At 37.6% G+C, this 24,749-nt stretch carries 24 protein-coding genes and 2 pseudogenes; 14 read left to right on the plus strand and 12 right to left on the minus strand.

Going from position 1 to position 24,749, the window contains the following annotated elements; translation table 11 throughout:
• The first annotated feature begins 294 nt into the window (after positions 1 to 294).
• Positions 295 to 1,701: an alkaline phosphatase family protein gene (locus AC2JBO_RS01285; RefSeq protein WP_496951809.1), complete on the plus strand. Its 1,407-nt coding sequence runs from the start codon at positions 295 to 297 to the stop codon at positions 1,699 to 1,701.
• Here the strand turns inward: AC2JBO_RS01285 and AC2JBO_RS01290 are convergent.
• Positions 1,667 to 2,242 carry a PadR family transcriptional regulator gene (locus AC2JBO_RS01290; RefSeq protein WP_496951810.1) on the minus strand — a complete coding sequence of 192 codons (576 nt, stop codon included), beginning with the start codon at positions 2,240 to 2,242 and terminating at the stop codon, positions 1,667 to 1,669. The genes AC2JBO_RS01285 and AC2JBO_RS01290 overlap by 35 nt on opposite strands.
• Before the next feature lie 456 nt (positions 2,243 to 2,698).
• Between AC2JBO_RS01290 and AC2JBO_RS01295 the strand changes: the two genes are divergently transcribed.
• Positions 2,699 to 3,304, plus strand: a complete 606-nt coding sequence (locus tag AC2JBO_RS01295) for a CAP family protein (RefSeq protein ID WP_496951811.1) — start codon at positions 2,699 to 2,701, stop codon at positions 3,302 to 3,304.
• A 235-nt stretch (positions 3,305 to 3,539) separates the two neighbouring features.
• Here the strand turns inward: AC2JBO_RS01295 and AC2JBO_RS01300 are convergent, their stop codons facing one another.
• From AC2JBO_RS01300 to AC2JBO_RS01310, 3 genes are all read right to left on the minus strand, one after another.
• Positions 3,540 to 4,016, minus strand: a complete 477-nt coding sequence (locus AC2JBO_RS01300; protein ID WP_496951812.1) for a hypothetical protein — start codon at positions 4,014 to 4,016, stop codon at positions 3,540 to 3,542.
• Between the two features lie 65 nt (positions 4,017 to 4,081).
• A complete protein-coding gene (locus tag AC2JBO_RS01305) occupies positions 4,082 to 4,630 on the minus strand; it encodes a sensor histidine kinase (RefSeq protein ID WP_496951813.1) in 549 nt (182 codons plus the stop codon).
• Positions 4,631 to 4,875: 245 nt separating this feature from the next.
• A complete protein-coding gene (locus AC2JBO_RS01310) occupies positions 4,876 to 5,139 on the minus strand; it encodes a hypothetical protein (RefSeq protein ID WP_496951814.1) in 264 nt (87 codons plus the stop codon).
• A gap of 285 nt (positions 5,140 to 5,424) precedes the next feature.
• On the opposite strand from AC2JBO_RS01310, the gene AC2JBO_RS01315 reads away from it, so the two are divergent.
• Both AC2JBO_RS01315 and AC2JBO_RS01320 read left to right on the plus strand, forming a co-directional pair.
• Complete coding sequence (locus AC2JBO_RS01315) at positions 5,425 to 5,676, plus strand: hypothetical protein (RefSeq protein WP_496951815.1); 252 nt, start codon at positions 5,425 to 5,427, stop codon at positions 5,674 to 5,676.
• A gap of 202 nt (positions 5,677 to 5,878) precedes the next feature.
• Entirely contained in the window at positions 5,879 to 6,067 is a 189-nt protein-coding gene (locus AC2JBO_RS01320; RefSeq protein ID WP_496951816.1) for a hypothetical protein, read from the plus strand.
• Between the two features lie 482 nt (positions 6,068 to 6,549).
• On the opposite strand, the gene AC2JBO_RS01325 is transcribed toward AC2JBO_RS01320, so the two are convergent.
• The gene (locus AC2JBO_RS01325; protein ID WP_496951817.1) at positions 6,550 to 7,077 is read right to left on the minus strand and encodes an HMA2 domain-containing protein; all 528 of its coding nucleotides are present in this window, start codon (positions 7,075 to 7,077) and stop codon (positions 6,550 to 6,552) included.
• A gap of 168 nt (positions 7,078 to 7,245) precedes the next feature.
• Positions 7,246 to 7,419: a hypothetical protein gene (locus tag AC2JBO_RS01330; protein WP_496951818.1), complete on the minus strand. Its 174-nt coding sequence runs from the start codon at positions 7,417 to 7,419 to the stop codon at positions 7,246 to 7,248.
• Between the two features lie 241 nt (positions 7,420 to 7,660).
• Here AC2JBO_RS01330 and AC2JBO_RS01335 point away from each other — a divergent pair, with 241 nt between their 5' ends.
• The 3 genes from AC2JBO_RS01335 to AC2JBO_RS01345 all read left to right on the plus strand — a co-directional run bounded on the left by AC2JBO_RS01335 (position 7,661) and on the right by AC2JBO_RS01345 (position 10,321).
• A complete protein-coding gene (locus AC2JBO_RS01335; RefSeq protein WP_496951819.1) occupies positions 7,661 to 8,548 on the plus strand; it encodes a LysM peptidoglycan-binding domain-containing protein in 888 nt (295 codons plus the stop codon).
• A 693-nt stretch (positions 8,549 to 9,241) separates the two neighbouring features.
• Positions 9,242 to 9,703: a TOBE domain-containing protein gene (locus AC2JBO_RS01340; RefSeq protein ID WP_496951820.1), complete on the plus strand. Its 462-nt coding sequence runs from the start codon at positions 9,242 to 9,244 to the stop codon at positions 9,701 to 9,703.
• A 222-nt stretch (positions 9,704 to 9,925) separates the two neighbouring features.
• Positions 9,926 to 10,321: a hypothetical protein gene (locus AC2JBO_RS01345; protein ID WP_496951821.1), complete on the plus strand. Its 396-nt coding sequence runs from the start codon at positions 9,926 to 9,928 to the stop codon at positions 10,319 to 10,321.
• Positions 10,322 to 10,385: 64 nt separating this feature from the next.
• Here the strand turns inward: AC2JBO_RS01345 and AC2JBO_RS01350 are convergent, their stop codons facing one another.
• Positions 10,386 to 11,156 (minus strand): Rossmann-like domain-containing protein, encoded by a 771-nt coding sequence (locus AC2JBO_RS01350; protein WP_496951822.1) that lies wholly within the window; start codon positions 11,154 to 11,156, stop codon positions 10,386 to 10,388.
• Positions 11,157 to 11,499: 343 nt separating this feature from the next.
• On the opposite strand from AC2JBO_RS01350, the gene AC2JBO_RS01355 reads away from it, so the two are divergent.
• Positions 11,500 to 11,997, plus strand: coding sequence for a helix-turn-helix domain-containing protein (locus AC2JBO_RS01355; RefSeq protein ID WP_496951823.1), 498 nt, complete (start codon positions 11,500 to 11,502; stop codon positions 11,995 to 11,997).
• A gap of 38 nt (positions 11,998 to 12,035) precedes the next feature.
• Here AC2JBO_RS01355 and AC2JBO_RS01360 read toward each other — a convergent pair whose 3' ends face one another.
• Positions 12,036 to 12,341 (minus strand): hypothetical protein, encoded by a 306-nt coding sequence (locus tag AC2JBO_RS01360; protein ID WP_496951824.1) that lies wholly within the window; start codon positions 12,339 to 12,341, stop codon positions 12,036 to 12,038.
• Between the two features lie 218 nt (positions 12,342 to 12,559).
• Between AC2JBO_RS01360 and AC2JBO_RS01365 the strand changes: the two genes are divergently transcribed.
• The 4 genes from AC2JBO_RS01365 (at position 12,560) to AC2JBO_RS01380 (ending at position 15,284) form a co-directional block, all read left to right on the plus strand.
• Entirely contained in the window at positions 12,560 to 12,820 is a 261-nt protein-coding gene (locus tag AC2JBO_RS01365) for a hypothetical protein (RefSeq protein WP_496951825.1), read from the plus strand.
• A 24-nt stretch (positions 12,821 to 12,844) separates the two neighbouring features.
• Entirely contained in the window at positions 12,845 to 14,413 is a 1,569-nt protein-coding gene (locus AC2JBO_RS01370; RefSeq protein WP_496951826.1) for a rhomboid family intramembrane serine protease, read from the plus strand.
• A gap of 7 nt (positions 14,414 to 14,420) precedes the next feature.
• Entirely contained in the window at positions 14,421 to 14,570 is a 150-nt protein-coding gene (locus AC2JBO_RS01375; protein WP_496951827.1) for a DUF8639 family protein, read from the plus strand.
• An 87-nt stretch (positions 14,571 to 14,657) separates the two neighbouring features.
• Positions 14,658 to 15,284, plus strand: a complete 627-nt coding sequence (locus AC2JBO_RS01380; protein ID WP_496951828.1) for a restriction endonuclease subunit R — start codon at positions 14,658 to 14,660, stop codon at positions 15,282 to 15,284.
• 472 nt (positions 15,285 to 15,756) lie between these two features.
• Here AC2JBO_RS01380 and AC2JBO_RS01385 read toward each other — a convergent pair whose 3' ends face one another.
• Positions 15,757 to 16,407, minus strand: a complete 651-nt coding sequence (locus tag AC2JBO_RS01385) for a hypothetical protein (RefSeq protein WP_496951829.1) — start codon at positions 16,405 to 16,407, stop codon at positions 15,757 to 15,759.
• A gap of 133 nt (positions 16,408 to 16,540) precedes the next feature.
• Positions 16,541 to 17,185, minus strand: a pseudogene (locus AC2JBO_RS01390) (hypothetical protein); the annotation flags it as partial.
• Positions 17,186 to 17,607: 422 nt separating this feature from the next.
• On the opposite strand from AC2JBO_RS01390, the gene AC2JBO_RS01395 reads away from it, so the two are divergent.
• The gene (locus AC2JBO_RS01395) at positions 17,608 to 20,430 is read left to right on the plus strand and encodes a DEAD/DEAH box helicase (protein WP_496951830.1); all 2,823 of its coding nucleotides are present in this window, start codon (positions 17,608 to 17,610) and stop codon (positions 20,428 to 20,430) included.
• A gap of 11 nt (positions 20,431 to 20,441) precedes the next feature.
• On the opposite strand, the gene AC2JBO_RS01400 is transcribed toward AC2JBO_RS01395, so the two are convergent.
• Positions 20,442 to 20,678, minus strand: coding sequence for a DUF4351 domain-containing protein (locus tag AC2JBO_RS01400; RefSeq protein WP_496951831.1), 237 nt, complete (start codon positions 20,676 to 20,678; stop codon positions 20,442 to 20,444).
• Between the two features lie 133 nt (positions 20,679 to 20,811).
• A pseudogene (locus AC2JBO_RS01405) lies at positions 20,812 to 21,153 on the minus strand (DUF4351 domain-containing protein); the annotation flags it as partial.
• A 472-nt stretch (positions 21,154 to 21,625) separates the two neighbouring features.
• On the opposite strand from AC2JBO_RS01405, the gene AC2JBO_RS01410 reads away from it, so the two are divergent.
• Entirely contained in the window at positions 21,626 to 24,736 is a 3,111-nt protein-coding gene (locus tag AC2JBO_RS01410) for a non-ribosomal peptide synthetase family protein (RefSeq protein ID WP_496951832.1), read from the plus strand.
• The last annotated feature ends 13 nt before the right edge of the window (positions 24,737 to 24,749 follow it).

The following is a 24,749-nucleotide window of genomic DNA, read 5'->3' on the forward strand; positions in this document are numbered from 1 at the left end:
ACGCACCAAATTCATAATCTTGTGGCACCATACAATAAATTCATAATCTTATGGCGCCACGCACCAAATTCATAATCTTGTGGCACCATACAATAAATTCATAATCTTATGGCGCCACGCAATAAATTCATAATCACTCATAAAGGTGCGTGACGCTACCAGATTTACGCTTTGTTCAGAATTGTTCTTAGCGTCACGCACCCTACAACCAAAAATTATGTTGTAAAGACCTAAAATTTTGTCATGTTTTTATTTGTTGCATCAGCTAAGTTTATAAATAAAACAATTAAAAGCATGAATAAAACGGTTGTTATCAACGTTGTCGGATTATCCGCACGACTATTGAAGTATACCCCAAAACTTTCACAATGGGCAACGTGCGCTCAAGTTACTACAATAAATCCTGTACTCCCTGCTGTTACTTGTACTGCACAAGCTACATATTTAACTGGGAAATTAGCACATGAACATGGAATAGTTGCTAACGGTTGGTATTTTCGCTCTGAATGTGAGGTAAAATTTTGGCGCCAGTCAAACAAATTAGTGCAGTCACCGAAAATATGGGATATTGCGCGCGCTAATAATCCAGAGTTTAGCTGTGCTAACTTGTTTTGGTGGTACAATATGTACTCCGAAGCTAATTACTCAATTACTCCGCGACCGATGTATCCTGCTGATGGCAGAAAATTACCTGATATTTACACCCAACCAAGTAACTGGCGATTTGAATTACAAAAAGAACTAGGTCAATTTCCACTGTTCAAATTCTGGGGCCCGAATACATCTATAGACTCTACACAATGGATAGCTGCATCCGCTAAATGGACAGAAGAAATATCTAACCCAACATTAACATTAATATATCTACCACATTTGGATTACTGTTTACAGAAGTTTGGGTATGATGAAAAGAACATAGTTAAAGATTTACAAGAAATCGATACAGTTTGTTACGATTTGATTGACTTCTACTCTAAACGAGGCGCCAAAGTAATTGTGCTATCAGAATATGGTATCACGAATGTATCACAACCAATTCATATTAACCGCGTCCTTCGTGAAAAGGGTTTATTAACAGTCAGGGAAGAACTAGGACGCGAAATATTAGACGCAGGCGCCAGTAAAGCATTTGCAGTTGCCGACCACCAACTTGCCCACGTCTATATAAATGACCCAGAGTATACTTCAATAGTAAGAGAAGTACTTGAATCAATTGATGGTATCGCCTATATATTAGATGATACAGCGAAAAAACTACACGGCTTAAATCATTCGCGCTCAGGTGAGCTAGTTGCTGTCGCCAATAATAACGCATGGTTTACTTATTATTACTGGCTCGATGATAACAAGGCGCCGGACTTTGCGCGTACCGTCGATATCCACCGCAAACCAGGTTACGACCCTGTAGAACTATTCATCAACCCACAAATTAAATTGCCAAAGCTGAAAGTTGGTTTAAAACTATTGCAGAAACAATTAGGTTTCCGCTATTTAATGGATGTTATTCCATTAGATGCCACCCTAGTTAAAGGTTCACATGGCAGTATAGACGTTTTACCAGAAGATAAACCGTTGTTTATCACCACTCAAAAATCAACTTCAACCGACAACACAATTGCTGCAACAGAAGTCTGCAACCTAATATTACAGCATCTGTATACTCCTACTACTGAGCGAGAATTTTATAAATCTCACGCTTAACAGTAGCAAGCATTTCACGTACTTGACTTGCCTGCTCTTTATTACCGCTTCGAGCAACTATTGTAACAGCATCATTCAACTCGGTTAAAGTCCCGCGCAACTCAGTTAATTCAGAAGGTGTACTTGCTGTAAAGCTATCACAGGCATTTTCTGAATTAGAATCTTGATTGCGCGAGCTTAACAGTTGTCTTCCACTGTCAGTAATAGTATAAACACGTTTACCTTCAACCTGTTCACTCGTTAAATGATTGCTTTCCTCCAACATTTGAAGCGTTGGATACACAGAACCAGGACTTAGACGACGAAACCCACCGCGACGAGTTTCTAACTCTTTGATAATTTCATACCCATGTTGGGGACGTTCAGATAACACCTCCAACAGAATAAACTTCATATCACCACGACGAGTACGGTGCCCAGAACCCCACCCATGACCAAATGACTCTTTGTGTTTAAAGCGCTCACTTCCAAAAAAGCTGCCGCCAAAACTTCCTTCTGCCCATGCTGGCGCTCCTGCGTGCCTCGGAAATCTTCCAAACATAATATACTCCTAATCAACATTTCACGATATATCGTTATCGCTATAAACAATCTATCGCGATATATCGGATTTGTCAAATATATTTTGATTTACACCATCAATGGTAAAAATATACAAGCAAAAATTGCCTACGCAGGCTGAAAATGGTTACTTTATGGGTTTATTGAAAAAAATCATGTTTATTGACATGCGATTAAATACGCATGAACACGATGCTTGTAAAATACAAGCACTTCTCTCTGTAGAGACGCGATTAATCGCGTCTCTACTCTGACTCTGTGGTAATTTTTTCATACGTCCACAAAATTAAAACAAATATAGTACATAAATATTAATAAAGAAACTATAAAATCCTGAAGAAGAATTTTTTTGTATATTATATTGCTTGAGTTTGATCTAATTTTCCGCACAAGGCGCTGCGTAGTAGTGAATTAATTCAGGAATAGTAAGTAAAATATGCATAAAAACAAATTTGCTCTTGGGTTTAGTTTTGTTTGGTCAGGGATATTGACTTCTATGGTGGCCTTGCCAAGCTACAATTTAACAGCTAACGGTACTCCGGTGGTCAAGCAGTCATCAAAAGATTGTCCTCCTCAAGCATCAAGACCAACTAATCCAAGAACGATGAATAGTGATATATTGAAGGCGCATAACAAATATCGAAGCCAGGTTGGAGTACCACCAGTCACTTGGTCAAATCAACTTTCTAGTGATGCTCAAAAATGGGCAAATTATTTAGCATCATTAGGTGGAAGAAGACTGCAACACAGTTCCAACAGTACACGTCCGGGACAAGGTGAAAATTTATGGATGGGAACAGCTGGCGCTTTTAACTATACAAATATGGTTGACTCTTGGGGTTGTGAGAAGCAGTATTTTAAATCTGGTCGCTTTCCAAATGTTAGTACTACAGGTAATTGGTACGAGGTTGGACATTATACTCAAATCGTTTGGCGAAAAACTACCCAGATAGGCTGTGCTATTTCGCGCGCTGGTGGTAATGATATTTTGGTTTGTAGATATAGTCCCCCAGGTAATTTTAGTGGGCAACCTGTATTTTAAATTACATTATGTTGAGTAGGGTGGGCAGTGCCCACCTAGCCCTGTCAAGGTGAGCATGAGTACTACCCATTTATAAGGGTTTTAGCCTTTCACTGATTAAAATTTGAAAGCAAAAAACAAAATTTGCGCTCAATTTTATATTTCAGGGTTGGGGGTACAACGTAAAAATAAGGCTTCCAGCTAGTACGCAAGTGGTACACCTTGACAGGGCTAGCAGTGCCCACCCTACTTTTGATTAATAGGCGCCACGGTCGCGCGTTAGGTCGTAAATAACTTTTTCAGCGTACCAATTAATTGTTCTGTCTGGATACTTGAACATAGCTTGAGTGAGCAGTCGGTTAGCTGTTTGTACATCTTTATGTAGCAAAGTTAAAAGCTGCGTGCGGAGTTTACCGTTTACTTGCTCAAGGGTGATAGCATTAACTTGATTGCGTTTTGGGGTTTGATAAGAGCTAATACCAGTGTGGCTACTATTTTTAGAAGCTTGTAAGGCGCCGATACCAAGACCAACGACAGCAGCAGAAGCTAATATTAGTCCAGCTTGAGAAGCTTGTTCTGTTTCGCGTGAACTCATGGAACTAGTGTTTACTGTCGTCGTGTTCATGGGAAGTACAGTTGCCAGTAAACTCACTGCGGCAGTTGCAGCTAAAATTTTTAGATTAGTTGTTTGTTTTACGACTTTATTGATTAGGTTACTAGATTGGAGTTGCATAAAGGTAAAATAGAATAGTCTTTCAATAACGTTTATTTATAGTATGATGGGAGATTATGACAAAACTATGTCAAGTCATGGAAGTTAGCAGCATCACTAGCTGGAATCGTAATCATAAATTCGGCACCGTTACCTAACTGAGAATTGCACGACAACTTGCCATGATGGGTTTTGACAATAATTTGGTAACTTATCGACAAACCTAAACCAGTTCCTTTCCCTACTGGTTTAGTTGTGAAGAAAGGTTCAAATATATATTTTATTGCTTCCTCGTTTACACCAACACCGTTATCTGAAATAGATATTTGTATCCAGTCTTTTTCCACAGCTTGAGTAGAAATTTTAATCATTGAAGCAAAATTATTTCTTTTAACCGCTTCTACTGCATCTATCGCATTATTCAAAATATTTAAAAATACTTGATTTAGTTGTTTAGGATAACATTTAACTAAAGGTAATTGACCATGCTCTTTAATTACTTTTATTTCTGGTCTGGTTGAGACTAATTCCAGACGATGCTGTATAATTAGTAATGTGTTTTCTATGCCTTCGTGTATATCTACTTCCTTGTACTCAGCTTCGTCAAGTCGCGAAAATGAGCGTAATGATTGCACTATAATATCACTAATACGAGTGGCGCCGACTTTTTACGACGACTACATTTGTAACTCGCAGCCCCATATTATATATAGTCTTACGGGTGATCGATGAATTTTGAGTAGCATTTTTTGCCAAAAGATAACTAAACAAGCGCGCGCATAAATTGTTCGGTATGGAAATAAATGTGTTAGGTTATACATTAGTTTTCCCACACCGAAGCTTGAAATGGCAATATTACCCTTATTCTCATTCCTTTGTATTACACTATAAATAGTGTATTATTGTAATATCTTGTTATCAAACTATTATAAGTATTAGATATTTTTTTCTTTTCAGATTGTTGATGAGCTAACTTTATCAGCAGTGCGACTGGTAAAAACGCTATAACGAAACCCAGTAAAACACCAAACCCAATCACCAACAAACAAGCAACTACTCTCTGAACTACCCAAAAAGTTGAGTTGATAACAGGCGCCGCTTCATCTGGTTTCACGTTGTGTGAACCTTCTAAATAATTATACATATATAGTTGAGTAGCAGAATACAATATATTGTTGATGATGGAAAATGAAACTTTTCCAAAATGATTATATCTCCTTAGTCATAAAACACTGTGTTATAAATGTGACATCTTTATCAAACTAACAAATTTATATTATTCCAGTAGAGACGTTACATGTAACGTCTCTACTAGTGTCAAAATTTACACTGATAACTAAAATTTATCATTTCGACAACTAAGAATATTTGATTTTATGAATATTCCTGTTTAAATTAGAAGTATAAACTAAAAAAAATCATTAAAGTCATGTATACCCATAGTTCTGTTGGTGGAACTGATTGGAGTCCTATTCTTAACCGTATTTGTTGGGTAGAGGGAAAAACACTACCTACTTACCCAGGTGACTTGAAAACTGCGCTACTTAATCATGCAGGGTTAACAAATCAACCTAAAGGTGCTGAAATATACCAAACTGCCTGTGAAATCGCCCGTTTAACAACTTTTTCTGACCCAGAAATTGTTTACTGGTTTTCTCGGCTTGTATCGTTAATGAATTAATAGTAGCATAAGCATAATCAAATTTTCGTAGAGATTAAGTATGTTTAGTCTCTACATTATTTTGTATCATAATTCAATATAACTTCACATTTAAATATATCTCACTGGCGCCATCTGTAATAAATCTTTTTGGAATACAGTTGACAAAATAGGTATATTCAAAGTTATAAGAGTGTAGATTATGTGCTAAAGAATACACTGCATGACAAGAACAATAATTCAACAGGTTACAGGCATCAACCACTTTGTGTTAATGGTTTTCTACACTGGTAGCCACCTGTGGCAATTCCGTGTAATTAGCCCGTCCGGAAGTGTTTACGGAAAATCCAAAGTTTACAGGAGCGCTCAAGCCGCAGAAAGTGCTGGTCGCAAATGGCTAGAGCATTCATGATATCAAACTTGTAAGAAGTGCGCTGTTATACTACTTGATGATTTTGGTTACGGCGCCTCTTTAAGAATAAAGTAGCAAATTTTTGCTACGGTATCCGAAATATGAGCTATTACTATTGCAAGTATTATAATGTAGCTCGGTTTTGATTTTTAAGATTAAATTATCAATAATTTAAATTAGTATTAAGTAGGTTGAGTTACGCAAAGCCTTCACCCAACCTATACTTTTTTCTCTTCAATTCCTGCGTCTGTTAGTTTAATTCCCGTTACCCCTGCATGTCCTTTTAATATTACTTATCAATGTCATTATTTGCAAATACTAAATAAATCGATGCGTTGCGTAGTGAATTTTTTAAATTGCGTAATGATATTAAAGCACTTAGGAATAAAGAGTAAGGTGCATGACGCTATAAGGGATTTCAACATAGATATAAGACTTGTAGCGTCACGCACCGATTCATGATTGTAAATTTATCTTACAATTTAGGTTGCAGGCGCCTGACGGCAGAAGTTGAGCTTAGTAAAGGTATCAATGGCAAAGTAAAATAAAACGTACCAGGGAATCAACTCAAATTGCAACCCATAAGTCATGTATTGGAAGACACCCAACCAAGCTAAAGCAAGCGGTAATACAAACCGTAAATCGATAATACCGCCCGTTGCCTCTCTTAATCGCAGGTTCAAATCATAAACAGCATCAGGTAAATCTAAACCTTCTTGTGATTTACCACCAATTTGTACAAGCTCACCAGCTTCGGTAACACCGGCGAAAACTACACCTAAATCTCGCATAACATTCTTGATATCTTCAAATTTACCTTCGTGATGCTCGTGATTGACAAGGATACTGCCTGTTTTAACATTGTATTCAACATTACAAACACCAGCCGAATCTTGTAAACGAGTAGCAACACGGTTCATATCATGCTCATTACGATGATGTGTAGGAACTCGAAACCGTGTTCTTCCAGGTATGCTACTTACTACTTCTGTATGTTTCTTTGTAGACATAATGGCAATTAGAGTATTATTACTTAGCAGTATAAAGCACAAAATCTAGAAGTTACAATAATAGTAATGCAATAGACGAAGAAAATTCAAGATAAATTTTATTTTTGCAAACGTGATATGTGTGGAGACGTGACATGTCACGTCTCTACATTATTTTAATTGATAATTTTATCTACGTCCTTCGTTACTTTCATTTTCGTTATCTTGTTGGGGAACTTGTATACTGCTCTTAGAACGAGAAGCTTCATTCTCTTGTTCATTTTCAGTATAAAGTACCTTGCCATTACCAGCGTCTACTTTTACTTCTTCATTACCATCATTCAGGCGAACTTTTTGAAACAAACGTTCTCCTTGCTCAATACAGTGCTAAGTTAATGGTGACAATTCTAATTATTCTTTTTGAAAATTTAAATTTGTACATAATTTACGCTGTCGGTACTAAAAAAATTTAACCAGAGTCTTAATATGTAGATATGGGTAGCAACATATTGTAATTATGCACAAGCATTAATTTGAAAATTTCTTACCTAAGATAGATGTATAAATCTTAACTCCACAAACTTAAACTAAAAAAGGTTAATATATGATTTTATGTAAATCTTTCGCTGTAGTTTTAATCGGTATGCAGTCTTTAGGAGCAGTTGCTATTGCTCAAAATACTTTGTCTTGTCAATATGGTAGTTCATACATTTTCAAATCAGGAGATACGCTTTTTTCAATTGCTCAAGCTCAATTAGGTAATGGTAATCGTTGGCGTGAAATTAGAAAAGTAGATGGTAGTACTTTTACGGAGATAGAAGTTTCATATTTACAGCCAGGACAGCAAATATGTATTCCTACTGCATCTAGTTATACACAAAGTTATACACAAAAATCGGCGCCTTTTTTTGGTAAAGGAAATTTTCAGCAGATGCTCGAAGCTTTGGGAGCATTTGAATCTGGTTTGCCACCAGGAAACCCAAATCAATACAAAGTAGAAAACTCACTGGGTTTTATGGGTAAGTATCAATTTGGGGAACCTTTATTGATAGACCTTGGTTATTACAAAGCTACAACTTTCTTTGGTCAAGGCGCCAAAAAAAATTATTGGCAAGGTACTTGGACAGGGAAGAATGGCATTACTAGTAAAGAACAATTTCAAAATTCGCCTCAAATCCAAGAAATTGCTATTCGTGAAGCTTTTCAGTTAAACTGGCAACGTGTGAACGGCGCCTTGGCAGCAAAAGGGCAGTCAATAAATAATTATCTTGGCAAACAAAAGACATATACCGACAGAGGAACATCAAAAACAATTACAATTAGTCTTTCTGGAATTTTAGCAGGCACTCACTTGCGTGGTTCTGGTGGAGTAGCCAAACTTCTGTTAAATAACGAAGTTAGTCATGATAAAAATGGCACTTCAATTCTCCGTTATATGGATGAATATGGTGGCTACAACGTTTCTACCGCTGACTTTAACCTCAGTTATTAAACTCTATAAATAAAATTATCTTGTGGAACCTTGTGGAACGGGCATTCTTGCCCGTGTATAATAACTTTGTATAAAAAAGTAGGCGCCAAACTCAGTTCTCTCTTAACTCTTGCCTCAGTGTACTCTGCGTCTCTATTGTAGGATGAAATTATCAGGATGCACGGCGATTAGTCCATAAGCTGTAAGGGCAGCATCGGGAAAATCCTTTAGGTTAAAGGTGACGCTAACATCGCAGTTGCCCGTTATAGCAGCCGCTACGACATGCCTATCATATACATCAGGGAGGGCAGCCCAGTCAAGGTGGCGTTAGAGGAGAAAGACAATTATCAATAAGGGCATAATATTATCAATAACTTCTTTAACTTATTCAGAATAAATTAACTTAAATAGCCTTGGCGATGCATGTCATGCACCGTACTTCGTAGTTGTGAGTAATGCCGGCATATACACATAAGGGTAAAATAAAAGAAAAGATTCCCACAACCATACTTGTGGGAACCTGCTAGCTAGTGTTCGACGCTTCCTACTACAATAGAAGGCGCCGACTTATTGGTGATGCCCCAACAAAGGCAAAAAACCTTCTTCTGTTCATGGAAAACTCGCACTATGAGAGATTTTTTCTATAGAATTGAAGCTTGGTAGTAGCATCTTACCAATCATTTAACCAACTTACCAAGAAACTTGGTAAAATTTATGCCAAGAAAAGAACAAGGATGGATAACGTTTCAAACATCAGAGGAGGAGCGCAAACTCCTAGAAGAGTACTGTCAGCAATCTCAACGCACAAAAACAGAGATACTACGGGAACTTGTCAGGAATTTGACTAAAGAATCTTCCTCAGCAGAAGCCAAATCAATTAAACAGAAAACAGCTGCTAAAATATCTACAACTCAAACCGAGTATGCTGAAACTCCTGACTCCGATATTAGTTCCAAGAAGAAAGCACTAAAAGTTAGTTCTCGTAATATCCTTAAAGGTGTCGTTACAGAAATTGTTACTGGCCCTGTTAACAGTGAGGTGACGCTAGAAATTGTGCATCGAGTTAAGTTGACTTCAGTCATTACTAAAGTTTCTGCCGAAGAACTGGAACTCGAAGTAGGTAAAGATGCTTATGCGGTCATTAAATCTACAGATATTGTAATTGCTAGCGATTGAATCACCGAGCGCGTTATGAGTTCCACAGGATAATTTGCAATGCTAGAAAGCACCTTAAATTATATACTTTTGAAAAGTTATATTATTTGGGTATGTATATTCGTAGGGTGCGTGACGCTACCAAAATTTTGAAACGAAGAGCAAGTCTAATAGCGTCACGCACCAAATAACCGCATCGTATAACCGCACCATACAACCCATTAAATCGGTTTACCGTACTTTTTGTTTCGGTTATTACGACAACTGCTATTGAGTCCGCAGACTTATGACTTTGATACACGACTATGTGTAGCTGATGATATTTTTGCTGGACATTACAGCACTAAGAAAAATCAGCAGACTATTGTTGACTTAAAAGAAGGTGCCGAGTTGTTGATGAAAGTCAACTCATATTCAAACGGTTGGGATATTTTAACAGTAGACGGTCAATTAGTCGGTGCCTCATCTCAACAAGGAAACAGTCGTTTAGCATCCTATGGGTGTATACCAGGAGAATTTGAGTTCCGTTCGGGTGAGATAAAAGTTAAAAATATATACCGTTATTGCAAAATAGATGAGACATCAGGTATAATTCAAGAATGGTTTATTGTAATCCCGCAAATTAAAGTTTGTCGATAGTTAAATCTCTACATGCGGTTTTGGGAACCAATGGTTCCCAAATTGAAAAAAGTTACAGAATGAATCAATAATGAGTCGAAGTAGATAATTTTACAACTTGATATTGCACACCCGTTTCAAAAATTCTTGTACCTCCTCCTTCTGCAATTGTTTGTCTAAGTGAGTTTTCCTGAGTAACGGTAACACCAGCTAGATAATCAACTCCCATATTTGCTAGTTCTGGCAACCAAGGAACAGTTGGACCCATCAGTACCAATACAGCATTTTGCGATAATTCCGCTAAACGTGGAAAGGTTTTATTTGCAATTGAGGTCGCAGTTAAAAATACCCAGTCGGCTTCTGGTAACATATATTCGCAAGCGGTATCAGGAAGGTCTTGTGAACTTGGTTGACGTTCTAGAACCGTTAAGTTTATTTCTTGCTCGTACTGCGATAACCCTGGATAGCGTCCAATGACTACAACTCGTTTGCCTCGAATTTGAGGTAAAAAATGTTCAAAAACAGCAAGATTTGGAGAAACAGTCGGAGATAAAGGTTGAGAAGCTGCAATTAGTGTGGATGTTGGGTTAATCGCTGCGTTGATTGCTGCCATTCCAATAGTCGCTTCATAATTATCCCATGATTTTACCCAAGGCGCCAAATCTTTAATTTTTCGATTTACTAGCGTTCCTGACCAAGGTAAGGTACGGGTTGGTTGACCGGGACTCATGCACAACCCAATTCCATCAGCTTGGCAGTATGTCCATGTAAGTCCAATAATTATCTCCCGCACGGTAGCGTCTGTTTGACTCGACTCCAGCAATAAATTATAAATTTCCCGTGGGTGTACTTTCATAATTCCGATTTTCCTCACCTATTTATCTTCACATATCCACTCATACTCGCTTCGCATCTTACATCAGGCGCCTCATACTCGCTATCTAAGTATAAAATCAATTCTTATACGTGTTTATACGTATAAAAGTTGAGAAGAGATGTTAAATTCATGTATGGCATCTAGAAATCTAGTAATAATTACTGGTTTTATTCCGGAAGGTGCTTAATATTGCCGTAGCAGTATAAAGCTAATATGAGGTTAAAATGATGTTTGTACAAAGTTACTAGCTGAATTTATGACTTATTTATATTTAGCTTTAGTGTGTTTCAGGACTTGTAAATAAAGCTTTAGTTTTAAAGAGATGTCAAGTTACGAAAATAAAATTGGTACTGGCAATCTGGAAATTGGTAGTGGAAAATTTTTAACACCATTCCAGCGGAAGCTACTATATAAAAGTCTGCAATCCGATTTAGCTGGGTTATATCGTCAGCGTATCTACATTATGTTGCTTGCTGATGAAGGGGAAACTCAAGCTCTTATTTGTCGTAGCTTGGGATGTTGTGCGGCAACAGCACGTCATTGGATGGATATAGCTCGTTCAGGTATGGCTCATCAATGGCAAGATTGTCCAATTGGGCGCCCTACTCGTGTTAATGACCAGTACTTAGAACGTTTAAAAGAATTAGTTAACAGCAGTCCTCGTGATTACGGTTATTCTTTGAAGCAATGGTCAGCAACATTGTTAAGTAAACATTTAGCAAAAGAGTTTGATATTGAGGTAACACCCCAGCATATAAATAGACTACTTCGACTTCAAAGTTTGTCTACGCGCCCAAAACCCCCTAACACTGTTGTATAACAGTTAAGAGATTTGAGAAGTCGGCGCCTACCTTACAATTACCCCTCACTACCCGGTTTATAAGTTATCTCAATTTCTGATGCAGGTAACTGAGCAGCTTTTCCTGTTAGGATGTCAAACCATAGTTCTTCTGCACTAATGCCACGCTTCTTTGCTAAGTACTCGATTCGTTCTTTAATTGTTGCTTCCTCCTCTTCGAGTTTTGCACAAAGCAAGCTCTGACCCTGTTGTACCTTATTTTTCCTGTTCAACCAACTGTCAATTGTAAGCAAATCATCGAAATATTCCCCTAAAGCGGGAATCTGGAGTCTTTCATCTTTACGGGACATTATTGTGTAAGCCATATGTTTACTATTCGTTCTCTATTGTTTCAAACTCATCTCACCTTGGGAATGGTAAAAATTTCCTTTATAAATCTTTATCTTTTTTGCGGGTTTGTTTTGGGTACATAAAAACTCACAATTGGGTACAATTGCATTGTACAATCGAAAGGCGACTGCACAAAGCTTGGATACCTGGGTGCAGTCGCCTTATTCACCTTCGTGCGGAAGGTATTTTTATCATGCCTAAAGTTGAGTTGATTTACAACCGTGTTAATCTGACTGACAAACACGGCACTCATACTAATACAATAGTACGGATTTTAAACAGTACACACGCAGAAGAATTACTGGCAATTGAGAATGATTATAATGCTATCGTGGCGCCTGCTTCCCCTCTTGCTTGTCCAATCGTCTATTTTGGCTCCCACATTAAATCAAATGAAGTAGAAAAAATGGGTTATTACATTAGCTTATGGAATATCAACGCTCAAGAGGTTTAAAATTAAGCTAAACGAATTCCCCTTATGGATTTAAACCACTTATTGACTTGGATAGTTTTCATATCGTGCATTTCGCTAGTTATTAAGGGAATTCGTAATTCCGCTGTTTTTACTTCTGGTTGGTTTTTAGTTGCAGCGTTTGTCTTTGTTGTCACAGCAGTACTATTATACTTTACTCCAACTATTGCTGGCTTAGTTGGTGGGAGCTTGTGGGCTTTGCTAATAGTTGTTCCTAGCATTGCGATTATAAATACTAATCAACTTGTAACGCAACAAAAGTTTAAACAAGCAAGAATAATGTCCATTATAGTGCGGTTGCTACACCCTGCGGATGGATGGCGCGAGCAACCACAACTAATCAAAGCACTTTCAATGGTTCAAGAGGGGTTGATTGATGAAGCAACTCTTATTTTTCAACGTTACCAATCATCAGCAACTTTAACTGGTAGATATGCTGCAATTACTCTTTACCAAATGAATTCTCGTTGGTATGAATTACTAGTATGGATGCAAATAAATATTCAATCAGAGGTATTAAGTAAAGATTCATATGTACTGCTTACCTACTTACGTTCTTTAGGAGAAACAGGTGATGTTAATGGCTTGTTACAAGCATGGCAGCAATTTCAGTTAAGTATAGAAAAAACCAATTTAGAAACACGCAGTTATGCGAGAATGCTTGTATTATCATTTTGTGGACAAAAGGAACAAGTCGCAAAATTATTTGACAATTTGCTCTTCATGTACCCTCAAATTATTAAAATATTTTGGTTAGCCACCGCAGAACAAGCAACCGGAAGTCTAGAAATTGCGCGCTCTGAACTTTTGAGTATAAGTGAGACTAAAGATATACGTATTCGCCAAGCTATAGAATGGCGCCTAACGAAACCTTGTATTTTAGCATCATCTGAGTTAACGCGCTCTTCTCAACATGTTCTTGACCAAATAATTACAGATATGGAACAAGAAGCTTGGTATGGAGGGAGAAGCGAAAGTCAGCGAAGACGACCAAATGCCACGTTTTTAATTATTGGTTTAAATTTAGTAGCATTCGCTTTGGAAATTAAATTTGGTGGCAGTACTAGTGTTTACGCTTTATATAAATTAGGTGCATTAGTTCCAAAACAAGTATTAGCTGGAGATTGGTGGCGCCTTTTTACAGCAACATTTCTTCACTTTGGCTGGTTACACTTGTTAATGAATATGTTTGGTGTTTATTTATTCGGTCGCTTGGTAGAACTTATCTTAGGAGTACCACAATATTTATTTGTATATTTAATGACAGGCTTAGGTTCAATGCTGACAGTTACTATAATGTCAGTTTTAGGCTATTCACAAGCAACGTTTATAGTAGGTGCCTCTGGATGCTTAATGGGTTTAATTGGTGTTTTGATTGCAATCTTTTTACGTGATTGGTTGAGACATAAAGTTAAGATTGCCTCTAAAAATTTGCGACAATTTTTGTTTATTATTTTACTACAAACAGTATTTGATTTGACTACACCCGGTATTAGTTTCATTGGTCATATTTCTGGAACGATTATCGGCTTTTTGCTTGGAATGATTGTAAAATATGATGGGAAAGCTAAATAGTATCCTTATGACAGAAAAAGATCAGCCGCAGGTAAGTATTAATACTCAGATAGAGCGAGAAGCAGAAAAAGAAAAAATTTTATGCGTTCATTGTAAGCGAACTGCGACTAATGGCATTAAGTGTAAAGGGATTTGTGTTGCTGACAGTGATTATTAGCTTTGTGGTTATTAAATAATTTTTTACCACAGAGACACAGAGGAACAGAGGTAAGAGAGTAAACCAAACCAAACCTATAATACTAAAATGGTTAAAACAACCCAAGCAAGCGAATTATCCTTGTATGAAGTAGAAGAAAAGTTTAACTTAGTGCAGGTTACAACAGAATCTTTTTTTCCAGAATGGCAACTTGATTTACCTAAGTTAAACGAATATGAAAAGGAATGTTTAGATAGAAGTCGCGATGATTTTTTATCTTTGATGAAGTATCCATTGCATGAAGAAATCGTAAAACTCTCTGTCTTGGCGCCATTATTATCGTTAGCAGGTCTTTTACGGTTCCCATTATATCCGCAAGCAGAAGCGGATATAAAAATTGCTGTAGAAGATGGGGAAGAAATAATACGTGGCAAAATTGATATAAGAATTTTACTCAAACGTCTCTGTGCAGTAATCATTGAGGCAAAAAATAAGCAATTTAGTGTTGATGTCGCATTGCCACAAGCTTTAATTTATATGATGGCGACTTCCAACGATGAAAAACCAGTTTTTGGTTTTGTAACGAATGGTAAACACTTTCAGTTTATCAAGTTAATAAAGCAAGATACGCCTCAATATGCTTTATCAGACGAATTTACAATTGCAAATCAACAAAATGGACTATATCGGGTATTACAAATATTAAAGTTGCTCAAGCAATTAGTACAAGTGTGATGATAAGCAAGAACTAGCAAAAAGATATCTTGGCAAGATAGGTACGGTAATTTTCATGACCTTGACTATGAGAAGCCTACTGACTACGCTACGATTCTCCGCGCGACTAACCAGAAAAATGCTATAAATTATCTTAAGAAAGGTTATGATATGGTAGTAAAAAGAATTATGATTTAATGATTGCCTGCTATTTTTTAGACATAGCTAAAGTTTGGATAGCATTGCATATAGTTTGTCAATCATCTGCAAAGGTTTATTTCGTAATTGGAGATTCGGCACCTTATGGTATTTACGTTCCGTTCAAACTACGCTCATACCCATTTTACAATATGAGATTGATATTTGTTACAATCATGGCGATATTATTCACGCTTCGATTTCAAGATAAGGCTGAAGCGATTAAGTTTTTAATAACTTTTACTTAAATACTTTGCAATAAATGTATTAAAATTTTATCCTTTGACGAACAGAATTAATTAGTAAGAATTATTCCCCTCGGAGAACCATACTTTTTTGCAATAGCTTCTACTATTTTACACTTTTCTCTAATTTTGTTATCATACTCATCAGTTCCATAGTCTTCATCGTCGTATCTACTGCATAAACTTGGTAAAATTGACCCAACCGTCTCTAAAGACTCTGCAATTGCTAACATCATGTTCGTCAAACTCGGAAACCATAACTTGTCGTTATTTGCGTCCTCTCGTTGCAGCACAGGAGAAGTTTCAACTGGGGTAAGCGAACCAACAATGACTAACAAACCATTCTCATACGAAACAAATGGAAGGCATTTTGGGTCATAAATATCCGCGTCTCTAGGAGAATAATATTTTTCAGCTTCCTCAATAGACAAGAAGTGAATCAAGTCATCGGCTTTTTCAAGTAGTCCTTCTAATGAACATTCATAAGTTGAACTGTCATTGTAAGAACCATCCCAATCATCGGGACGGCGGTCTCCTATAGGCGCCCCTGCCCATTGATAAAACTCATAAGCCTCATTTGATAGCCTAAATGGGAAAAAACTAAGCCGTCTTTCAACCTCTTCTAAGCTCATGCCCTTTTCAGTAAAACGGAAACCACGCGTTACCGTTATTCTTTCAAGCGCTTCAGTCAATTTAGACATTTCTCAGCGTCCTCACGAACAATAACATATTAACATTTCCTACTGAACTTATACGTATAAAATATATTTTTGTATAGATGAAGAGTGTATACAATAAATTACTGGCGCCGTCGATGCGTGTCAGTTTTGTCTACATGAAGCGGTAAAGGTTACGGATATCTTGCTGAATAAGACCTTTTTCGTAAAGGCGTCTAACTAGCCAGAGTTTCCATATTTTACGTTCCTGTGGCAGCTTTTCTGTTTGCTGCATTTTTAGATGTGCCATTACAACTATGGCAAAAATATTTTCGCTGTTTTCTAGGTCTTGCCAACGTTCTAAGTATATTAATAGCTTGACTATTCCAAATTTGAAGACAAAACTTGTGTCTGGGTGTTTAAATTTATACTGGGACGTGCGCCATTTTGGGTTATTGTCACACAAAATTGCCAGACTTATAGGATGTTTTCCGAAGCGCTGATAAATTCTCTGATTATAAGCATACATTCTCTCAGCAAAATTGTCGTCAACTACAGCTTGGACTTCTACGTGAATTAAGAGCCAGGTCTCTTTGCCTTTAATATCCCAAACTTTGACTAGTTTATCTGCGTATAGTCTTCCTGTTTCTGCGGCACGAACTATTTTCTGAAATTCTTTATCCAAAAATTCGTGGGGACGTGTCCAGTCAATGGTTTTAGCTGTGTTTGGGAAGAAAAATTGTATTGCTTGTGGAAAGTATGCTTCCAAAACTTCCTTCCACGGTGAGTCATTGTCGGCTCGTTCGGGCTTCTTACGTGGCATACTGGCGATGCATTAGATGGTATATTTTTAATTATATGACTATATAGTTGAAAAATATTATCGTCGCGGACAGATTTTTATTTGTCTAATATTTAATGACATTGAGTCAATTGTGTGCTTTCTTTTTTGAAATAACAGGTGATAACCACTTTCCGTTTCAGGAAACAAATTAACAAATTGGACTATCATTTTGCTGTATAGGTGCGTAATCTATTTTTATTTGAATAAATTAAATTATCTCTCTTGTGGGATGGGCATCCTTTAAAGTCATAATTACAAAAGCAGGCATCCTTGGCTGCTTCACAAGAGAAAACTTTTTTATTTGATTTAATTAAATGTATTAAAATGGTGCGTAACTGCATTCGTTCTGAGTCTAATTTGTGGTTTTTTGATGCAGTTACGCACCCTACTTTGTTATTATTGTGACTGATAAGCCTACTGACTACGCTGCTATTCTCCGCGCGACTAACCAAACAATTAACGAACCTCCCCAATGGTTGGCGCCATCTAAATTCGTTTATTCTCCTGAGTATGGTGTGGGAGAAGTGATGGCAGTGTTGGGTAAACGCTTGATTGTAAAGTTTATTGAAGAAGTTAACCCGACGCAGTTCGCTGATTGGGAAGATGTAATCGAAAAAGGCTTGATTAAGGAAAGCGGCGCCAGTTTAAGTGTAAGTGGTAATGATTATGATGATAAATCGGATTTAGCGAGTATTGGGGAAGATATTGACAAAATTCCAAATATCGCATTTCAATCTGTTGCGCGCGACTTTGCACCCACGATAACCAAAGTTGATATAAAACACGGTGTCGGTGGCAGTATTCACCCGATACCCGAAGATTTACCTTCTAATTTACAGTTGGGTTTACAGAATATATGTGTGAATACAATTTATTCGCACCAGTTGGAAGCTTTGAATAAGCTCCGCGCGGGTTATGATTTGAGTATTACAACTCCAACTGCTTCCGGAAAAACGCTTTGCTATAATTTACCGATTCTTGAATCTTGTATTAAACAGCCAGATACTAGAGCATTATATATTTTTCCACTCAAAGCCTTGGCGCTTGACCAAATGCGGAAGTTACAGCAGTTAGTCAAAGCTATTCCAAACCACCGAATTAAAATTGCCTTGATGACTGGGGATACTCCCAGAGATGAAAGACAGCAGTTATTTATTCCTTATCCTCCCAATATCTTAGCCGTTAGTCCCGACTTACTTCATCATTATCTATATAATATACGGCGCCCACAAGAAGGTGAAGGATGGCGCCTATTTTTGAGACAGTTACGTTATGTTGTCATCGATGAGTCACATACTTATATTGGTGCTTTTGGTGCCCACTTTGCTAACTTGATGCGAAGATTACGGTTAGCTGTTGATGCTGTCGGTGGTAATTCAAATAAATTACAGTTCATTTGTTCGAGCGCAACAATTGGTAATCCTCAAGAAATGGCGTTACGATTTAGCGGCAGAACACAGCAACCAAATCGGTTATACTTAATTCGAGAAAGTGGTGCAGATACTGCCGGTCGAAGTTTATTGTGTCTTGAACCTAGTAGTGCCGCGAATGTTGAAGCTAGTAAAATGATTATTTCCTGGTTACAGTATAATCTAAGTGGGATTGTATTCTGTAACTCGCGCGCTGCTGTCAAAGGATTACTAGGATTAATTCAACGTGAAACTCAACGCACTGGATGCGGACATCTAGCCAACCAAATCGCTTTATTTTACAGTTCATTAACCGTCGAACGGCGCCGAGAAATTATTTCCAAGTTACAGTCTAAGCAAATTAAGGTAATTATTTCAACATCTAGTTTAGAAGCAGGAATCGACGTACCAGAACTTGATTGCTGCTTAATACGTGGTTTCCCCGGTAGTTTGATGTCATTTTGGCAACGAGTCGGAAGGGCAGGACGTAAACAGCATGGACTCGTGGTATATCTACCGTTAGCGCAAAACCCAATTGATGTATACTACGCAAAAAATCCTCAGCAGCTTTTATCGGGAGACGTTGAGTCGAGTGCATTCAATCCTGATTATCCAACCATATTAGGAAAACATTTGGAATGTGGATGTGTCGAAAGTGCTTTGGCATTAAGAGAAATTAATCATCGCTTTGGTAGTGTTGCAGGTACGATAGCTGACTCATTACTACAGCAAAGTAAACTTTACTTAAGCAATGGGGGTAAATTGTGGGGTCATGGATACCCACATAAAGAGGTTAATTTGCGAAGTGCAGCAAATACTTCGATTAATTTGATTGATAAACACTCAGGAGATATTCTTGAAAAAATGTCGCTTGAGGTAGCGTATCGCGAAGTATTTCCCGAAGCAATTTATTTTCTTCAAGACGAGAACGGTGATATTGTTGCTTACCGCTGCGAAAGTTTGAATGTAGAAAAAGGAGAAGCGCAACTGACGTATCTAGGTAAAGAAACAACTTTATATACTGAGTCGGAATCTGAATTAGATATAGTACCTTTATCCACACTAGCACAGCCCAAAATAATCAATACGAACATTGAGGATGCTAGAATTCGGTTAACACTTGCTTGGGGAGAAATTACCACCAGCGTGACAGGATACCGTTTGATGAAGCGTACATACGGTAAAACTTGTAAAAATCAACAGTGTGCGAATTTTAAAAAATCTTTAGAAGGTCACTCTTGTCCAAAATGTCGGCGCCCAATTTATGCAGCAGAAGTAACGACGCTGCAAGATGAAATCATGTTTGAATCACCATATGTTACTAAATATCAGGCGCCATGTGTGTTGATAGACTTGAACGATGCACTCAAAAAAGCACTTCGCACTCAGGTGAGTTTATTAAAACAAGAAATTGTAAACAAGTATGGTATGACTATACCCGAATCCTTACAACCATTATGGACAGGCGCCGCTGATTTTATAGCGCTTCACAGTTTGCAACATCAAATAATCAAAGCCGTACCGTTAGTAGTATTATCATCAAGTTTAGACGTAGATGGTATCGTCACCGAAAAAGAAGGTAGAACATACAACTACTTTTATGATACATGTGAAGGAGGAAACGGCGCCGCAGAAGCAATATTTCACGACATCAGCAAATTTGCCCAGAAAGCATATGCATTAGCATCTGGATGTAGCTGCGAAATCGGATGTCCTAGATGTTTACACGCTTCAGGGTGTCCCCAACACAACGAACCATTAAACAAAGAACTAGGACTTTTCCTTCTAGAAGCAATCTTTAATATTGAGCAATAAACAATAAAGATTTAATGTTCCTGCAACCATTTGTTTAAATCATCAACACTAGTAAAATCTAGCAACGCTTCGGCAAGTTCATCTAACTGAGTCGAGTTCATAGACTGAACACGCGCACGCACTTGAGGTGATAATTCTCCGAATTGTCGTGACAGTTGAAGTAAAATCAGCACTTGTTTACCTTCTTTTAGTCCTTCTTCTCTGCCAAGCTTGTAACCAATTCGTTCACCTGTAGTCATGTAAGGCATAGTCTGTTCCTCTTCAAACAGTTTTAATATAGTTTTCCAATCCTTCCAATAGAAGCTTTTAAGTGGCGGGGTTAGAGGAATCTGTAACTTTTACAGCACTAGTTCTAAACCCGCGCTAATACATAAATATTATTTAATGTTCCTGCAACCAGTTGTTTAAATCATCAACACTAGTAAAATCTAACAACGCTTCGCCAAGTGCTTCTAACTGAGTTGAATTCATAGACTGAACACGCGCGCGCACTTGAGGCAATAATTCTCCGAATCGTCGTAACAGTTGACGCAAAATCAGCACTTGTTTACCTTCCTCTCGTCCTTCCTCTCGTCCTTCCTCTCTGCCAAGTTTGTAACCAATCCGCTCACCTGTGGTAAGATAAGGCATAGTCTGTTCCTCCTCAAAATGTTTTAACTCTTTCCAAAACTCGTTTTCCAGTCTTTCTGGTAAGATCATAACCCAATCTATAAATCGATATAGGTAAAGGTAAAAATCTAATTTAGTGTCGATATCTGGCGGAATACTGTATAAATCTCACTTAATTAAAAATACTAAGACATGTGCTTTTATTACTACTGTAAAATACGCAAGTAAAAAAATATACATAATAGCATGTAGTTTTGTTAACAAACTATATTATTTTTTGTATCCATATTTACCAGTATGAATTTAACAACGGCATAGTACTACTTACATATACGCTTTTTACAAATTTAGTATAATTATTAAGTAGATATACTTAAAAAATAGTCGAGTTATTTGTATTAGATTAAATAATATTACTTAATTAGTTTAAAATTAACATTTTTTAAACTAATTAGCCTAATTATATTACGTAGTCAGTATAACTGAAATCAAAGATTAGATGAATAATCTGGATTTTGGAAATAATCTAGGAAAAAATGAATAAGTAAAGCCAAAATCCAGAATAGTTGTTGTAATGACATTCAAAATGAATAATATAAATTTGTTTGAAGCAGGAACTGTGATATCCCAAATTGACTCAGTTTGTTATAAATATCCAAATCATGTAGCCTTAATATATCAAGGGCAAGAGTTAACCTATCAAGAATTAAACCAACGTGCGGAAAAATTATATAGCCATTTAAAAGCACAAGGTAAGTTAGAGCCTAATACTTTAGTGGGAGTTTGTTTAGAGCCTTCTTTTGAAATGGTGGTTGCTATCCTAGCTATTTTGAAAGCAGGCGCCGCTTTTGTTCCCTTAGACCCGGATTTACCGCGCTTGCGACTTAGCTATATGATTTCTGACGCTAAATTGAATACAATTTTGACTGTTCGTAAATTTGCCTTTGATATCGAACCAGCGCTGCGCCAAAGTGATGTCACAGGTTACATATGTTTCTTAGATACACTTTTTTGGGATGAAGATGATGAAGATACTTCACAATTCATTCCCCCAATAGTAGAACCTGAACAACTCGCCTATGTTATTTATACTTCTGGTTCTACAGGTACGCCCAAAGGAGTTATGTTACCACACAGAGGCTTATTGAATCTCGCTTCTTCTAGCATCCGTGCTTTTGATATTAATCTCGGTACTCGTGTACTACAATTTGCTTCAATTAGTTTTGATGCGGCAGTATGGGAATTAGTTACAGCATTATGCGGCGCCGCAACTTTAGTACTAGGTGCGAGAGAGGAAATGCTACCGGGCAGACCATTAGCAGAGTTCATTGCCAAGCACAATATTGAAATGCTTTGCTTACCTCCTTCTGTACTTGCGACATTAACTCAGTTTCGTGATCAATTATCTTGTTTGCGAGTAATTGCGGCAGGTGGTGAAGCTTGTCCACTCTCACTGGCTCAATTTTGGATTGGTACGAATACACGTTTTTTTAACGCATATGGTCCGACAGAAATAACTGTATGCGCGACGATGTATGAGTTTAAAGCAGAAAGTCAAAGTGTACCTATCGGAAATGCATTACCCAATGTTGAACTTTATATTTTAGATGAAGAACTAAACTTGTGTAAAAGTGGTGAGAAGGGTGAATTATATATAGGGGGTGTGGGAGTTGCACAGGGGTATCTGGGTAAAGAAGAAATGACAGACGCGCGCTTTATAAATAATCCGTTTGGAACGGGTAAAATATACAAAACGGGTGATATTGTCTCTGAAGATTTATGTAATGGTGGATTGTTACATTATGTTGGTAGAGTTGATAATCAAGTTAAAATTCGGGGACTTCGCGTTGAATTAGAAGCAATTGAAAAAGTTTTGGGACAACACCCAGCTGTGCAAGCGACTGCTGTTAAGGTTGTTACACCTACAAATATTACAAAACAAAAAAATAAATCTCATAAAGACACCTCGATGCTAGTGGGATATGTGGTTCCTCGTGCTGGGTTTTTTGTAACGGAAAAACGCTTACAACAGTTTGCTGCTGAACATTTACCTGATTATATGGTGCCTGCGCGTTTTGTTTTTCTTTCCGAATTGCCTTTAATGCCGAACCGTAGTAAGGTTGACCGCTCCTCTTTACCGGAATTAGAATTGATCGAATTTCCAGTCACAAACGCAACAGATTACGCGATTAAAATTGCCGCAATTTTTGATGAGGCTTTGCAATTAACTCCATGTAGTTTTTTACCCAATTCTAATTTCTTTCATATGGGTGGGGACTCGCTGCGAATCGCTCATGTATTATGTTTGATACAACGAGATTTTGGCATCACTATTCCTTCCCGTCTTGTCTATGAATATCCTACGCCATCAGATTTAGCTCGATTGCTCGAACAACTTAAACTCAAAAGCGAAGATGTTAATGATAATTCTGACCTGATGGCAGATGCTGCGTTGCCTTTAGATTTAGATACTTCAACTTGGCACAAATCAGCTATTGTTAAATTCGACACAGCATTGATTACAGGTGCCACTGGTTTCTTAGGAGCGCATTTGCTGCACGAGTTGCTGAACAAAAATAGTTACCAAATTATTTATTGCTTAGTGCGTGCGGAGAATGATGTTGTTGCAATGCAAAGACTACGCGCGGCTTTTATCAAGTATCAGCTACCAACAGTCGAATTAGTACGAGTCAAGGTCATAGCTGGAGATATTGAACAGCCTAGAATGCAATTGCCAGTCATGTTGTTCGAGCAACTTAGTGAAAGCGTTGACGCTATCTATCATGTAGCCGCCGACACTAATTACATAAAACCTTACTCAGTAATCAAAGAACCTAACCTCAGTGGTACAGCAAATATCATTGCTTTTGCAGCACATCGGCGCCATAAGACTTTGCACTACCTATCAACGTTAGCTGTTTATGGAGCAGTAAGTTCATTTTTTAACATGGATGAAGTTTCGGAAAATTATGATATTGACATTAGTGCGCCAATTATGTCTGTCGAGTATGGCTATGTACGCGCAAAATGGGCTGCTGAACGAATAGTGAGTGCCGCGCGTGCTTCAGGACTAAATTGCTCAATATATCGTCCCGGATTTATAACTGGAAACAGACAAACAGGAATTGCTAACCGAAAAGACACTTTCCACCGTTTAGTTAGCGGTTGTATTCAAATGGGCGTCTACCCAGATTTACCAGAAAAATATTGGGCGCCTATTCCTGTAGACTTCGTTGCTGCTGCAATTACACATATATCTACAAATCACCAATACACTGGAGGAAATTACAATCTGACAGTTCCTCGGATATCGGAATTGAGCCATGTAGAGATGTTTGAATATATCAACGAGTTAGGATACCGAGTCGAGAAAATTTCTCTGAAAACTTGGCTGAAAGCCCTATCAATATTACCAGAGTCAAATCCGCTACATCCACTTGCATCATTTTGGCAAGAGAAGATTTATCAAAATCGCAGTACAGTTCTAGAACTACATCACCGCAGTCAAACTGTCAGGATAGATAACACTATACGGGCAATCTCAGGTTCTGGGCTTATACTTCCAAAATTTGACAAAGCTCTAGTCAAATGCTATTTACCAAACTTTATATTCCCCCAAGATTCCCGACTTCACAAAAGCTGTCGGGAATCTGAATCTGATCGCACTTTGATTACTTACATCAAAAACTGGGAATAATTAGTTTATCCAA

It is taken from the genome of Calothrix sp. CBUCES-K 9914, assembly GCF_059640475.1.

Excerpts from the sequence above, each read along its gene's own strand:
- AC2JBO_RS01385 (WP_496951829.1), bottom strand. The coding sequence starts at position 16,407 with ATGTCTAAATTGACTGAAGCGCTTGAAAGAATAACGGTAACGCGTGGT.
- AC2JBO_RS01375 (WP_496951827.1), top strand. The coding sequence starts at position 14,421 with ATGACAGAAAAAGATCAGCCGCAGGTAAGTATTAATACTCAGATAGAG.
- AC2JBO_RS01320 (WP_496951816.1), top strand. The coding sequence starts at position 5,879 with ATGACAAGAACAATAATTCAACAGGTTACAGGCATCAACCACTTTGTG.
- AC2JBO_RS01370 (WP_496951826.1), top strand. The coding sequence starts at position 12,845 with ATGGATTTAAACCACTTATTGACTTGGATAGTTTTCATATCGTGCATT.
- AC2JBO_RS01285 (WP_496951809.1), top strand. The coding sequence starts at position 295 with ATGAATAAAACGGTTGTTATCAACGTTGTCGGATTATCCGCACGACTA.
- AC2JBO_RS01380 (WP_496951828.1), top strand. The coding sequence starts at position 14,658 with ATGGTTAAAACAACCCAAGCAAGCGAATTATCCTTGTATGAAGTAGAA.
- AC2JBO_RS01290 (WP_496951810.1), bottom strand. The coding sequence starts at position 2,242 with ATGTTTGGAAGATTTCCGAGGCACGCAGGAGCGCCAGCATGGGCAGAA.
- AC2JBO_RS01365 (WP_496951825.1), top strand. The coding sequence starts at position 12,560 with ATGCCTAAAGTTGAGTTGATTTACAACCGTGTTAATCTGACTGACAAA.
- AC2JBO_RS01410 (WP_496951832.1), top strand. The coding sequence starts at position 21,626 with ATGAATAATATAAATTTGTTTGAAGCAGGAACTGTGATATCCCAAATT.
- AC2JBO_RS01300 (WP_496951812.1), bottom strand. The coding sequence starts at position 4,016 with ATGCAACTCCAATCTAGTAACCTAATCAATAAAGTCGTAAAACAAACA.
- AC2JBO_RS01360 (WP_496951824.1), bottom strand. The coding sequence starts at position 12,341 with ATGGCTTACACAATAATGTCCCGTAAAGATGAAAGACTCCAGATTCCC.
- AC2JBO_RS01310 (WP_496951814.1), bottom strand. The coding sequence starts at position 5,139 with ATGTATAATTATTTAGAAGGTTCACACAACGTGAAACCAGATGAAGCG.
- AC2JBO_RS01355 (WP_496951823.1), top strand. The coding sequence starts at position 11,500 with ATGTCAAGTTACGAAAATAAAATTGGTACTGGCAATCTGGAAATTGGT.
- AC2JBO_RS01350 (WP_496951822.1), bottom strand. The coding sequence starts at position 11,156 with ATGAAAGTACACCCACGGGAAATTTATAATTTATTGCTGGAGTCGAGT.
- AC2JBO_RS01340 (WP_496951820.1), top strand. The coding sequence starts at position 9,242 with ATGCCAAGAAAAGAACAAGGATGGATAACGTTTCAAACATCAGAGGAG.
- AC2JBO_RS01400 (WP_496951831.1), bottom strand. The coding sequence starts at position 20,678 with ATGCCTTACATGACTACAGGTGAACGAATTGGTTACAAGCTTGGCAGA.
- AC2JBO_RS01315 (WP_496951815.1), top strand. The coding sequence starts at position 5,425 with ATGTATACCCATAGTTCTGTTGGTGGAACTGATTGGAGTCCTATTCTT.
- AC2JBO_RS01335 (WP_496951819.1), top strand. The coding sequence starts at position 7,661 with ATGATTTTATGTAAATCTTTCGCTGTAGTTTTAATCGGTATGCAGTCT.
- AC2JBO_RS01325 (WP_496951817.1), bottom strand. The coding sequence starts at position 7,077 with ATGTCTACAAAGAAACATACAGAAGTAGTAAGTAGCATACCTGGAAGA.
- AC2JBO_RS01295 (WP_496951811.1), top strand. The coding sequence starts at position 2,699 with ATGCATAAAAACAAATTTGCTCTTGGGTTTAGTTTTGTTTGGTCAGGG.